This is a genomic window from Bacteroides sp. NSJ-39, assembly GCF_014287315.1.
Lineage (GTDB): Bacteria > Bacteroidota > Bacteroidia > Bacteroidales > Bacteroidaceae > Bacteroides > Bacteroides finegoldii.
This window is the reverse complement of the sequence record NZ_JACOOB010000007.1, coordinates 74415-88035: the sequence shown is the minus strand read 5'-3', so window position 1 is coordinate 88035 and position 13621 is coordinate 74415. Positions and strand designations below refer to the sequence as shown.

Annotated in this window: 12 protein-coding genes and 1 pseudogene; 4 read left to right on the top strand and 9 right to left on the bottom strand. The window is 38.6% G+C overall.

Features of this window, described 5'->3' with window-relative positions; genetic code table 11:
- The first annotated feature begins 7 nt into the window (after positions 1 to 7).
- From H8S63_RS10220 to rhuM, 3 genes and pseudogenes are all read left to right on the top strand, one after another.
- Positions 8 to 2344 (top strand): DGQHR domain-containing protein, encoded by a 2337-nt coding sequence (locus H8S63_RS10220; protein ID WP_186926694.1) that lies wholly within the window; start codon positions 8 to 10, stop codon positions 2342 to 2344.
- Complete coding sequence (locus H8S63_RS10215) at positions 2341 to 4017, top strand: DEAD/DEAH box helicase (RefSeq protein ID WP_186926693.1); 1677 nt, start codon at positions 2341 to 2343, stop codon at positions 4015 to 4017. Before H8S63_RS10220 ends, H8S63_RS10215 begins: the two co-directional genes overlap by 4 nt.
- 51 nt (positions 4018 to 4068) lie before the next feature.
- A pseudogene (gene rhuM / locus H8S63_RS10210) lies at positions 4069 to 5055 on the top strand (RhuM family protein).
- Between the two features lie 36 nt (positions 5056 to 5091).
- Here the strand turns inward: rhuM and H8S63_RS10205 are convergent.
- The 6 genes from H8S63_RS10205 to H8S63_RS10180 all read right to left on the bottom strand — a co-directional run bounded on the left by H8S63_RS10205 (position 5092) and on the right by H8S63_RS10180 (position 9820).
- The gene (locus H8S63_RS10205; RefSeq protein WP_186926692.1) at positions 5092 to 5496 is read right to left on the bottom strand and encodes a hypothetical protein; all 405 of its coding nucleotides are present in this window, start codon (positions 5494 to 5496) and stop codon (positions 5092 to 5094) included.
- A gap of 34 nt (positions 5497 to 5530) precedes the next feature.
- Positions 5531 to 6472, bottom strand: coding sequence for a relaxase/mobilization nuclease domain-containing protein (locus tag H8S63_RS10200; protein WP_186926691.1), 942 nt, complete (start codon positions 6470 to 6472; stop codon positions 5531 to 5533).
- Positions 6462 to 6770: a MobC family plasmid mobilization relaxosome protein gene (locus tag H8S63_RS10195; RefSeq protein WP_018668625.1), complete on the bottom strand. Its 309-nt coding sequence runs from the start codon at positions 6768 to 6770 to the stop codon at positions 6462 to 6464. The genes H8S63_RS10200 and H8S63_RS10195 overlap by 11 nt, the downstream gene beginning before the upstream one ends.
- Positions 6771 to 6907: 137 nt before the next feature.
- Entirely contained in the window at positions 6908 to 7987 is a 1080-nt protein-coding gene (locus H8S63_RS10190) for a DUF6371 domain-containing protein (protein ID WP_186926690.1), read from the bottom strand.
- A gap of 79 nt (positions 7988 to 8066) precedes the next feature.
- Complete coding sequence (locus tag H8S63_RS10185; protein ID WP_186926689.1) at positions 8067 to 9443, bottom strand: DUF3987 domain-containing protein; 1377 nt, start codon at positions 9441 to 9443, stop codon at positions 8067 to 8069.
- An 8-nt stretch (positions 9444 to 9451) separates the two neighbouring features.
- Positions 9452 to 9820, bottom strand: coding sequence for a helix-turn-helix domain-containing protein (locus H8S63_RS10180; RefSeq protein ID WP_186926688.1), 369 nt, complete (start codon positions 9818 to 9820; stop codon positions 9452 to 9454).
- A gap of 306 nt (positions 9821 to 10126) precedes the next feature.
- Here H8S63_RS10180 and H8S63_RS10175 point away from each other — a divergent pair, with 306 nt between their 5' ends.
- Positions 10127 to 11047, top strand: a complete 921-nt coding sequence (locus tag H8S63_RS10175) for a hypothetical protein (protein WP_186926687.1) — start codon at positions 10127 to 10129, stop codon at positions 11045 to 11047.
- On the opposite strand, the gene H8S63_RS10170 is transcribed toward H8S63_RS10175, so the two are convergent.
- From H8S63_RS10170 to H8S63_RS10160, 3 genes are all read right to left on the bottom strand, one after another.
- Positions 11048 to 11935, bottom strand: coding sequence for a mobilization protein (locus tag H8S63_RS10170; RefSeq protein WP_186926686.1), 888 nt, complete (start codon positions 11933 to 11935; stop codon positions 11048 to 11050). It abuts the gene before it with no gap.
- 182 nt (positions 11936 to 12117) lie between these two features.
- The gene (locus tag H8S63_RS10165) at positions 12118 to 12480 is read right to left on the bottom strand and encodes a lipofamily protein (protein ID WP_186926685.1); all 363 of its coding nucleotides are present in this window, start codon (positions 12478 to 12480) and stop codon (positions 12118 to 12120) included.
- 8 nt (positions 12481 to 12488) lie between these two features.
- Entirely contained in the window at positions 12489 to 13595 is a 1107-nt protein-coding gene (locus H8S63_RS10160) for a site-specific integrase (RefSeq protein WP_186926684.1), read from the bottom strand.
- Positions 13596 to 13621: the final 26 nt, after the last annotated feature.

Here is a 13621-nt window from a genome sequence, read left to right as displayed (position 1 = left end):
ACTATATATGGCCCCTCTGACAATTTCACAGATTCAAGCGATTAAGGAGCATATGACCCACGATGACTCTGTGCTAACCAAGAAATTTAAAGCAAAGAAGACTCCGTATTTTACATTGAGTATTTCGCTCAATGAATTGGATGACTATCTTAATGAAGGCTGGGAAGAAGTTTCTCGCTCAAAATATAAAGCAAAGATCCAAAAACTCAAACCTGTTGGTGTAAAGTTTGAGGATGATATTTGGTGCATGTTTTACAATCTTGGCTTTAGACACCTTAATTACGATGAAAAGTTAGTGGTACAATGGGGTGACAATCCTGAGGATAAGCACCAACTTGATGTAGTAGCTATTGGGGAAGAAGCTATATTTGTTGTAGAATGCAAGGCTACGGAAAATATTAAACAAGCATCATTCAAAAAAGATATAGACGATATGCGTTTATATAAGGATGGTGTAATGAAAGCTTTGCGTCAAATATATGGAGAGGGGAAAAAAGTGAAATTTGTTTTTGCCACACGTAATTACACGTTTGCAGAGGGTTGCGAAGATGAGAAACGATTGGCAGAAAACAAGATATTCCAATTTACTGATAATACATATGACTATGTAAATAGTCTTATAAAATCATATAGGTCAACGGTTATTTATCAGTTCTATGGCTTGATGTTTCGACACGAGCGCATCAATAGTGATAAAATCCGTATCCCGGCATTAAAAGGAACAATGGGAGGTCATACTTATTATATGCTATCTATTGAGCCTGCGACGCTTCTTAAGATAGGCTTTGTGTTGCATCGAACAAGAGTTAATACGCAGATTACGATGCCAACATATCAGAGGTTACTTGTTCCTTCCCGATTAAAGGGTATAAGAGAGTTTATTGACAAGAAGAATGGTTACTTCCCCAACTCTGTTATTATAAATTTTGACAACTCTGAAAGAAAAAATAGGATTCAATTTGATTTAGCTTCAGGGGGCTCTGATGACACGAGAACAAAATTGGGATATCTCACGATTCCTAATGCTTATTGTATTGCATATATAATTGATGGACAGCATCGTGTATATGGTTATGCCGGTTCTAAATATAAAGACACTAATACAATCCCTGTTGTTGCTTTCGATGGTTTACCATCAGATGAGCAGCTTCGAATTTTTATGGACATAAACGAACATCAAAAAGCCGTCAGTCCAAGTTTACGATTAGACTTAAATGAGGATTTGAATTGGGAGTCACCACATTTGGATTCTCGTTTAAAAGCGTTGCGTTCATCTATCATAAAACAACTTGGTAGAGACAATAGTAGTGTTTTAGCGCGTAAAATAGCGATAGGTGAAGACACGGCAAAACTCCAATTAAAACCATTTGATACAGCATTATCCAAATCTTCGTTATTACCTAAAGCTACAAAAAAAGAATTTATAGATCATACGGATGTATGTCTATATAACACTAATTGCGTAGAACACAATAAAGCGATGTTGGATGCTCAAAAACGAATATCCAATTTGATAAAAGATTGTTATGCTCATGTTTATTACAAAATGATTGATGAGCATAAAGAAGAATATGAAACATTCATTGAAAGCAATCGTGGTACATATGCTTTTGTATCATTAATTGCATCGTTGAATGAGCACTTGATTCAGTGTAACAGGTTGTCACAAAAATCAAGCACAAAAGAACAGGTTGACTCAATGGCTCCGTATTTTGATGTGTTGATCAATTATTTATGTAATATGCCTATAGATGATCAGACTCAAATTCGATTAATTAAGGGGCAGGGGGCGGATACTCTGTGGTTGGGAATGTATCAAAATGCTATTCATAAACAAATTCCCGAATATAATCCTCATGGTTTGGAAGCTTGGCTGGAGAAACAAGATAAAGGACTACAGGAAGATGGAAAGGAGTGTGGAAGACAAATTGAGAAGCATATAAAAGTTCGCATCTTAAATAAGTTAGAGGAACTCTATGGTGAGACTTGGGAGAATAAAGTAATGAAGGTAAAAGGTAGATGCTTCCAGCGTATGGATGACAATGAAGATATTGACAACCAAGATTGGACAGATCTCATGAATTTGCAGGACTATAAAGAAATTATTGAAAGTAATTGGAGTGTAAAGAAAGATGATGAGTCGTTTGTTACATTCGAGAAAGAATTTGCAATACCAGTATCTGATTCATTTAAGACAAAGACGGACAAACTTAAATGGATAAATGACCTTATTTCATATAGTAAGGCTTGGACAACTACCAAAGGGCGAGCTTTGTCTCAAGCTGAAGTAAATGAAATGAAGTCTATATTGCAAAGTTTAGTACCAACTGAGGAGTTCGAATGATTGATTATAATGAGTTTTGTCAAAATGACATCACTTTGCGTGATTATCAGCAACTTGCCAAAGAAGATATATTTGACAAGTGGAATCTTTTTGACAATATCCTATACCAAATGCCCACGGGTACGGGTAAGACTCGATTATTCACATCAATCATTCGAGATATAAATATTTGGGGATTAAGACATAATATTAATTTTCGTATTTTGATAATCGCTCATCGTAGTGAGTTGATAGAGCAGAGTTCTCGTAGTCTTGATAAATATCGTATTAAGCATGGTGTGTTAGCTGGTACCATGAAGGATAAACGTGATTTGACACAGGCGATACAAGTGGCCTCAATTCAAACTATCACGCATCCTGCCAATCAATGCTTGATTGAAGACCTTAAATTTGATTTTATAATCATTGACGAAGCTCATCATGCAGTCGCGAGTTCATATCAGAAATTATGGGAATTTTGTCCAGATGCTAAAAAATTAGGAGTAACAGCAACTCCGTGGAGGATGAATAATAATGGCTTTGCGCAAATATTTGATGCATATATTCCATCAATGTCAATTAAGGAGTTTATACAAAAAGGATGGTTGGCAACATATCAATATTATTCTATTCCTATAAGCTCTGAATTGCTCAAGTCTATTGATTCTATTAGAGAATTTGACATAGAAGGTGACTACAAGAATAGTGCGTTGGCTGAAGTATGTGATACTTTAAAAATTAGAGCACAACTTTATGATAGCTATGCAAAGAATGCTTTGGGCAAGAAAGGAATTATCTATAGCATCTCTAGAGAGCATAGTGAACACATATGTTCTCAATACCAAAGTCATGGTGTATCGATTGAGAATATTGACAGTAAGACTCCGGCAAAAGTTAGAGAGGCTGTTATAAATGCTTTCAAAAATGGTGAGATCGATATCATTGTGAATGTTGATATTTTCTCCGAAGGTTTTGACTGCCCAGACATAGAGTTTATCCAACTAGCAAGACCTACAAAATCATTAGTTAAATATATACAACAAGTTGGAAGAGGTTTGAGAAAAAATGGCGATAAACGATGTATAATACTTGACAATGTTGGCATGTACTCTAGGTTCGGATTGCCTGACGAGGTGCGTGATTGGGAATCATATTTCTATGGAGAGAGTAGAGAATACTCATCCTCAAAGAGATATTCTCGCAATAATGGTAATATAAGAGAATATGTTGAAACCGACTTGAGTGAAGGTGATGATGAAATGGTTCTTATACAAGATTTTGAAATGCCTCAAACAGTAGAAATTGACGTAAAAGATTCTTCATCAGATACACCAATCATCCAAATTAAAGATATTTCCACTCAAGAAAATAACAAAACTCATCATTTTGCAATTAGAAGCAAGAGTTTTAGTTCTGGGAAATATTTTATTGAGGAGAATGAAAATGGATTCTTTATAGTGAATGCTCGAAACCAAAATAAGATGTTACTTACTACTATGAAAACAATGCGTGGTGGTGTTATTATAGTCACTACAGAATCATCAAAAAAAGCATTTACAATAATAAAGACATTATCAGCAACGATAAGTCGCTTTTCTATGAGCTGTATAGTTGGAACATTGCACAAAGAGGGGCTTTTACTGAAATTTACAGCATTTGATAAATCTGAAATAAATAAAACTATAACAGTCTGATATGTTGAATTTTATAAGATTAAAGTTGTAAGTATATAGCTGTTTCTAATTATGTTACAAGATATTCGATTTATTCTATACAATTTTCCAGAAGAGGAAGGTAAGGTACAAGTAATCATCAGGGATGAAACTCTTTGGTGTACTCAAAAAGCAATGGCTCAGCTTTTTGGTGTAGATAGAACTGTCATCTCAAAGTATCTGAAAAATATTTTTGAATCATTTGAGTTGCAGCAGGATTCAGTATGTGCAAAATTTGCACATACTGCTGAAGATGGCAAAATATACAATACGCAATTTTACAACCTTGATGCTGTAATCTCGGTTGGTTATCGTGTAAATTCGCTAAAAGCTACTCGTTTCCGTCAATGGGCTACGAAAATCCTGAATGAATACATTAAAAAGGGATTTGTTCTTGATGATGACCGGCTGAAGCAGGGAGAGACTGTATTTGGGCAGGATTACTTTCAAGAGTTGCTTGAAAGAATCCGTTCCATCCGTGCAAGTGAACGTAGGGTTTGGCAGAAAATTACGGATATATATGCAGAGTGTAGCGTAGACTATGACAAGAACTCCCCAACAACACACGATTTCTATGCGATGATTCAAAATTGTTCCCATTATGCAATTACATGACAAACGGTTGCTGAAATTGTATATCATAATGTGGATCATACCAAAGAACACATGGGTTTGACTACTTGGAAAAACTCTCCCAAGGGTCGTATATTGAAGTCTGATGTTATTGTTGCCAAAAACTATCTGCAAGAGAAAGAGATAAAGGAATTGGAACTAGCTGTATCGGCATTCTTTGACTATATTGAAAATATTATTAGACATCGAAATACATTCAATATGGAGCAGTTCGCTGGTAGTGTAACTAAGTTCTTGTCGTTTATGGATTATCAGATTTTGCCAGATAAAGGGCGTATTTCAGCGGCTCAAGCAAAAGCAAAGGCAGAACAGGAGTATGATATTTTTAATCGAACTCAACTAATTGATTCTGATTTTGATAAACAAATAAGAGGTATATTGAAATAAGGAGGAGAAATCCCCTCCTTAACTCTAAACCATGTATTAGACATTCAAATCTTTCATCGGCAATCCATAATTGTTTTGGTCGAAAATGCCTTGATAGATAAGTTTCAAACCAAGTGTCTGATAATATTTGTAGTCGTCAGCTTCGGTGCAGAGGTATTTGTAACCGTAACGTGGCATGTACTCTTTGAAGAACCGAGCCAAGTCTTTCAGACTTTCTTCTTGGTTCTTCTTGAAGTTGCTGCGCACAATAATGATAGACCAGTCGGGGAAGTTGCCTCTTCCGCAGCTATACTCCCAGAATCGGATATAGCAGTCCAAATCTCGTTCACGGATGTTCACACAAAAGCCATTGGCATTTTGCATCACGCTACAACTGTTTCTGTAGCCGAACTTCTCACACAAGTAGAGATTGAAATCAAGAATTAAATCTTTTTGTACCATAAATAATTGAATTTAAGATGTTAATAATAATGGATTATAAATGAAAGCCTCGCTTACGCTTAGCCTTTTTCTTCTTCATCAGGCGATTGAACTCGGCTTCTTCTGCTGCAGTAGCATCGTAGGATGAGCTGCCGTTTAGCAAACCGAGACTGATACCGAAACTATCATCGGAATGAGAAACGCTCTGCTGTAGCTCTTCTTTTTGCTGTTTGGGTTCCTGTTTGGCTGACTCCAACAAGGATGCACATACATTTTCTTCCAGTCGGTTGTCGATATTCAAGTAGCTGAACTCTCGACTTATTTTTGAACCGGAGAAAGAAAATCCGTTATGCTCAAACTTGATACCCTGTATTTCTCGTGTAGTCCGACCGAGTTTGAATTTCATATCAATGTCCCGGTCTGCAAGTACTTCTTTCAAATCATCCCAACTATGAGTTTTGGGCAATTCTTCTTTCAATGCCTTGTATATCTCATGTTTTGCCTTATCATAGGGGCGCAAGCGTTTTTCTTTGATATGGTCTTTACCATTAGCAAAGTGCAAGCGATATTTGGCGGTCAGCATTTTGCAGACTTTCTCATTCCTACGGAAGTCATTCTTGTCGCTAATTGTCTTACCGTCATTGTTCACTCGGCTGAATACGATATGGCAATGCGGATGTTCACTGTCGATATGTCGGGCAATGATGTATTGAGTGTTTTCAATACCCATCAGTTTCATATAGTCATGCGCTATGCTCAGCATCAGAGCATCATCGGACTTTAATCTTGCACTATCTTCTGGTGAGAAGTTGAGCGAAGTGTGTCCGACAATATTCTTTACCTTGTCGTTGAGTAGCGATTGTAACTCAAATTGCTCTGCCATCTGTTCGGGTGTACCTTCTACTCCAACTGCTTCCAGCAATTTGGATTTCTCCTCTTTGAGAACATAGCTAACACAGCCACCGAACGATGTCCCTTTAGTCTGTTTACCTATCATCTTTTAGTCGTTTTATAAGTTGATTAATGTACTGAGCCATTTCCTCGCATCTGTCCGCAACGGCAAAGAAACCGTAGGTGTTTGCCTGTCTTGCCAACTGGTTAAGATTGGTACTTTCGCCAATCAGCTGACGGATGATGTGGATATGCTCTTGCGTGATTCGTTCACGTACCGAACCGTTCTCGATGAGCGAACGGATGACTTCGCTTTGAGTTTGCTTGCTCCGTCTGCAAAGCGCACCAAGCCATGCGTGTTGTTGATATGACAGACGGAGCGTTATTGTATATTTCTTTTCCATGTGAATTGTTTTTAGTGAATAATTTGTGACCATCGGGAGCCGCCTCCTCAGATTTTTTGAGGAGCAAGTAGTCGGGGAATGTAATACACCGACATTAACTTGCTACAGTAAAAAAGTCTCGATTCTTCTCCCTGAGTTCAAAGTCTGAATCCTCGCTTCTTGGGTGGTAAAACCTTCGGTTGTGGAGTGCCTTGTTGTACGCTGATGAGCTTTAAATCGAATGTATCTATCAGTGTTTTTAAGACAGGATTCTTCCTTATCATTTGTTGAAGAATGGCTTCGTCAGGCTTCACTTTGAGTAGATAATCAGCTATGTCGTACCCCTCTTTGCGTTCGTCTTCGGTAGCGTTGGCTTCCAAATAATCGAACATTTGTACTTCAATTCCGCAGCTTTTCATTAGACTGATTTTGCTCTGCCAATAGTCGGTTGCACCTAAATCAGGGAATAATACAACTCTTCTTCCTGCCAGAACGGATAGGCTGTTGACATTGAAGCAACCGTTCTTTCCACCTGATGCTATCCATAGGAATTGCGGCAGATAGTAAGATGCAATAATTGCCGTTTTCTCGCTTTCGACCAGTGCAACTGGACGGCTTTTGTCTTCGGAAAGCAGATGCTCACCGAAGAAGCACTGCTTCAAATTGTAATCATCTTTGTGTAATACGGAGTGCACCCACGTAACATGATTGTATGGTTCTTTTATTCGCTTACCCGTTTCGGAATTGTAAAGCATTATCTTACCAGTTCTGACTTTACTCTGATTGTCTGTTTGCCAGAATACGGTTGCACCATCCCAATACTTGGATGTACCAACCTTGTATCTCTTCATAAGATTCAATGTTTCCGCCTCTCCGAATTGAGCCGATAGAAACTGAAATAACTTGTTCGCAGAATAGCCTCGTAATGATTGGTTGACTATATCCAAATCCATGTAGGAGATGGCTATCGGTTTTACTTCTTTAATAGGTGTATAACTTCCGAAGCTATTCTCAGCAAACTTTTCTTTTTCAGATGGATTCTGCTCAAAGTAATCACGAGGCGTGAAGTGATAACCGCATTTCTGCTCATGGTCACAACGCCCCACGTATTCTGGGAACTTGATTTGCTTCTCTCTATCAATGTATTTGGAAAAGCATCTTTGGCGGTGGCAGTTCGGGTACGTGTGCCGAGTGCTTGCACCTTTGTAGGGTTCTAATATGAATCTATGTGTATTCATTGTATATGTCTCTTTTGGGTGTGTCACTTTTGTCGCTATTGTCGTTTTCGCTTGGGAAGTGTCAAAACCGACAAAAATGTCACGGGTTAATCTTTGAATATTCTCCATGTTTCTCTTTGCGGAACAATGTTCCGATGTTGTCATTGAGAAAGCGTTGAAATGTCCGTTCCTTCATTCCGTTCTGCTCGGCTATCTGTATAGCTTGGGCTGTTGTAAAGGATGGAGGAAGCAGATTGACTATCGCTTGTTGTTGGCTGTTGAGCGCATTTTCATTGAGGATATTTTGAACGTTCAATGCGGATTCCTTGAAATATTCCGTCAGTTTGATGGCTCGTTCTACAGTCAACGGGTCGATATAGGTTTTACCACACTCTCCACAAGTCCATCGGGCTAATTGGATAATTAGGCAAAAGCGGATGATGTATATCTCCAACTTGCAATAGATACTCACAATGGTGTCGTTTGTCTCTTGGTCGCACAACTCTGAGAAGTGGTGCTGCCATTCGTAAAGCCGTCTCTTGGCATCCTCCGTGAAAAGAAGAATCTGCGGTTCTATCTCTCCAAATTCATTGAGGGCATACTCTTGTTGTATCAGCTTGTCAATAATGGTATTCCATTCTTGCTCGATATTCTCCGGGAGCTCCTTGTCATTCCAACGTGCCTTCCGTTGCAGATTGGGCATTACAAACAGGATACGGTCAATGAATCCATTACTGGAGCGTTCGCCCTTAGCCAGTTCACTGAGAATCTTCTTTTGGATAGTGCCGATAACTGAGATATACGGTCGCTTGATGAAGATGGAACTCTTGGCATTCTTGCGGTCGGATATAGTGGTCTTGGCACTGAATACTGACAACCAGAATTGTTCTTCCGAACCGTTGTTATAGCGGTTGAAGTTCTTGAACCAAGCGGATAATTCGTCAGCCCACAAGCATAAACCACGTTTGTTCTGTGCATGAATGAGGCTCAATCCTTCGGGGGTTACATCCGAAATCAAGAAGCGTTTACGGATTGGTTCCTGTGGAAATTGTTCTTCACCGTTGTCTGCACGTTCTTTACGGCTCATACTCATCAACTCATCATATTTGGCAAGTGCTTTTTCAAAGACTTGATTCTGTTGATAGTCGTAATCAAGAAACGGTTTCATCGCAAAGCTAAGCGGATGGCTTTTGTTTGCTCCCGGTCGTCCAATCAATGCCATATACAGGATAGGGCTTTCTACCCAGCCTTGCTTGATTTGGGCAAGATGCGTGTTACCGATGCCAACTGCTATTGCCGTAAGGATTGCTGCGGCAATGTAGTCGGTAGGGTAGTTATGGCATTCGTGTACCTCGCTGATGATGCGTTGGATTTTTGACGGGAATATGCTGACAGGAAAATCAGTATCCGTCAGTTGCATACTTAAATCAACCGCTTCGTCAATGATGGATGCCGGATTAATAGAATATGTATCCATATCTACACTCATTTAAGTTTCATGGATGATTTGGGCTTATGACGGACACCGCCTTGCATATTGGCAAGCATCTCCTCGTATGTTTGCTCGGAAGTCTTTCTACGCCCGTTCTCAATCCAAGCCAGAAGTTCGTCTTCGTAGAAATAGAGCTTTTTGCCTTTCTTATAGGCAGGAAGAAGTCCCTTGCGTACCAATGTATAAATGGTTGGCTTGGCTTTTCTGATGATACGGCAAGCATCCTCAATTTCAACCAGCACGTGTTTGTCTGATACAGGTGGTTGAAGTTCCGACACCATTCTTTTCAACTCAATGACCTGTTCGGTCAGATAATCTACCGCTTCGGGCAGCTTATCAAATGTTACTGTTTCTTTTTGCATACGTCGCTCGTTTTTAATTGTTCGACGGCAAAGGAAACAGGTGTTTCAATGGTGGAATTATTCACCAAGATATAACTGATGAATAACTTTTTGATGGTGATTAGTCGTGATAAGTCGTTGGTAATAAGTCTGTATTGTATATTTGATAATATTCTTTATACTAGTTCTTGGGAGCTATTGATGAAAAAAGAGGTGATTTTTATGAAATATCAGATTCTCTACAAATAAAACAATGGTAGTTGAATTTAAGAATGAACTGTTTATTGTAATTTTGTAGCATGATTTAGTTTTTTGAATGCAATAAAGATGAAGAATAATTTATATTGGAATGTATATAAGTCACTTGAACGAGAATTATTAGCTTTAGCTGAGATTATTCATATAGACGATAAGCAGCTTGATGTTTATTCAATGAAGATTGCTGATTTATTGATTCGTACAAGTGTAGAAATAGAATCTATATCTAAAGAATTATATTTTAGAGAAGGAGGTACAAAGCCAGATGATAAAGATTTGTATTTTGATACAGATTGCTTGGCTTTGTTAGAGTCAAAATGGTGTTTGAGCAACAAAGTTGTTATGGTCTCAAGTCCAATATTGTATTTAGAACAGGATGAAAATCTATATTTAACGCCACTACATAAGGCACATAAAAGAGGTACTAGTTCTTCAGATTGGCAAAAAGCATATCAAGCAGTAAAACATAATAGAGTAAAGTCGTTACATAAGAAGGGAACCTTAAAACATTTCATACGTTCATTGGGAGCATTGTATCTTTTAAATATATATTATCAAGACCAAATATTTGATTTAGAATCAAATAGTAATGGAAACTTATTTGATGCAAGTATAGGGTCTTCAGTATTTTCAATACAATTGCATCCTTTTCCTGGTATTGATGCATCCGGAACTTACAAAAAGAATGATGATTTTGACAAATGTATGTATTTAATACAAGCTACAGATAAAACAAAAGAAATTGCACAAAAGGCTCTAATTGAAATTAATAATAAGTTGATAGAAAAAGTGCTATCGCAAGTGAATCAGGAATTTACAACGATGACTGAGTCATTAACTTCAGTTGATTTAAAAGATAAGGTTGCAAAGGCTGTAGAAAAATATAAAGCTCAGTTACTAGTTCCTATTGCAAAGGAGAATGGAGTATTGTTAACTAAGGCTTTTAATGAAATTCGATACGAAGCAGTTTTAAATAAATGTCAGTATTGATTATGCAATTCTTCTATCCAGCTTAATCCTGCACTCAGATTCCGTGTGCGACATTTTGCGTTCAATGGTAGATATTTCCGAATCACGGAGAGTATGAGCAAATACCCTCTTTATAAAGGTAGCAGTCTGTAGGCGTAGCTTGCCGAATGCTTTACCTATATTCCATCCAAAGTGCATGATGTCAATGGTTTTTAATTGAGCGTCAACCTTTATCTGTTCAACTTTAGGCAGGGAATCTGAGAAGTAGTATTCTGTGATATATCCACATAGACGATTAAGGTCAGTTTCGCTAAGGTAGAGAATCAAGTTTTGTTTCGTATATGCGAGAACCTTATCTAATTTTTCTTGCGATGCTCGTTCCTTCTCAGCCATAGCGTTAGCACGGAATATCTCGTATTCTGTTGGCTGATTGGATTCTTCAATAGATATATTGTTGATGGTAGGAGGTGCGGTTTCTTCATTTGAAAGTTCTACCACGTCTTCGTTGGGTTCAAGAAACGGAGGTGTCGAAACTTCTTCTGATGTGTCAGATGTAGTTTTGATTTCAATATCGGGCTCAGGTTCAGAAATGATGGATTCAGAATTTATGGTACTTTCGGCAAGTTCGGAGTGTACCACTGGAGCTTTTACCACTATAGCCTTATTGCGGTAGCACTCAAATCTCATAAAGCACTTCTCTATTGTTGGTGAAAGAAGTTGACTGAATACCATTTGCAGATTAAGATAGATTGCTCCCATGACAATGGAGCATACCACAAAAATAAGGTAGCTACTGAACTCGTCCCAACCATAGTGTAGTACGGTCTGGCGGGCTAAAACACCAATGATGACAATTGTCCCGAAAACAATCAGATGCAAGGTAATATGTTCTATCTTTTTCTGCTCCATAATGATATATGTTAATCGTTTGTGTGCAAATATATATCATTTGCAAGATGTGTAGATACATTTCCTGGGAAGTGGCAGCTTTTGGCTCCGGTAGGTAGCATTTTTCTATGCCACCTGTGCCACAATAGCAAAGGAAAGTCCGACATGGGACTAGCCAACATCGGACTTTTAAGTTGTGGGTATCAGCAATTGTAAGTGTTAGCTGACCTTATTGGAATAAATAGTGATATGCCCTTCTGCTTGGAGGCAACTTTATTGATAACCCATTTCCTGAATGCAGCGGAATGTCCAGTGTCTATTTGATAGGATAGGGTAATAATCATGTCGAGATTATACACATCGGCACTATTCCCATTTTCCAACTTTATACATTGCCAGGCTTCATACTCCTTTAAGACGTTGGTTTTCAATATCGCTTTTATGCGGGAATTGATTGCTCCAACTGTTGTATAGAACAAGTTGGCAATCTCCCAAGCGGTCATCCATACTTCGCCATCAGATATATGGATACCTTGTCCGTTGTTTGTTATGATTCCTCGTTTCATAGCTGTATTTATTTCAGTGAAATCTTATTAGCAGTCTCCCGTTTCTTCACATTTACCAAATCTGCATATATTTGAGTTGTGGAAACGTTCTTGTGGGTTAGCATCTTTGAGACCGTGTAAATATCTGTACCTAAAGAGATTTGAATAACTGCATAGGAGTGACGAAATCCGTGGAAGGTTATCGGTTTCGTTATTCCTGCCTTTTTGAGCCAGTTTTTCAGCGGATAGTTAATCATACTCCGCTTCAATCCCTTGAATACCTTACCTGTATCGGGCGTACCACACAGTTCATAGGCTTCATAACTGATAGGAAGTGTAGCTTCCGTTTGGGTTTTCTGTGTTCTGATACGCAAGCAATAGCCTTGGTCGGGAGCAATGGCAAAATCTTCCCATTGAAGATTGAGAATATCGCTGATGCGTAAACCTGTCAGACAAGCAAACAATGATGCGGCTTTCAGAACGGGGATGTCGCAAGGAGTGGCGGCAAGTTGTTTCACTTCGTCCAGTGTCAGGTACTCTTTCTTCACATCTTGTGGCTCAATCTTGTCAAGATAGTCATTGATATTCTCCCGAAACCATTTGTCCCGATAGGCAATCTTCAATAATCCTCTGAAAGTGGAGTAGTAGCCGGATGCCGAATTGAGGGATATGGGGCGGTTGCTATGTTTGAGCTGTTTGGCGTTCAACAGATACTCACGGAACTTCTTGCACAAGTCCACATTCACCTCGCCAAAGGTACATTGCCCTTTGACAAAGTTGTAGAAATGCTGATAGACAAACGTCCATTTCTGGTCTTTGCTTCGGCACATCTTTTTGAAGTAGGCAAGGAAATCGGCTTTCTGCTTGGTCTTATCCAAGAAACCAAACTCTTCATTGATAAGCGACTGCACTCTGATACAACGGATAGCCTCTGCTTTGTTCAACATATCGTTGTTGAACTCTCTTTCCATTTCGTTTTTCGGGTGGGCATAGATGTATATGCCGAGGTATTCCCGACGGCTCATCTGCATGGTTTCGGGGTTACGAACTGCCGGATAATAATCCAGATACAAAGAGATGCGATTATTCCGAATTGCTCTCTGACGAACTGTTACTTTTGTACATGTGTGTGTCATACTGATTAATATTTAGAGTTTTACAT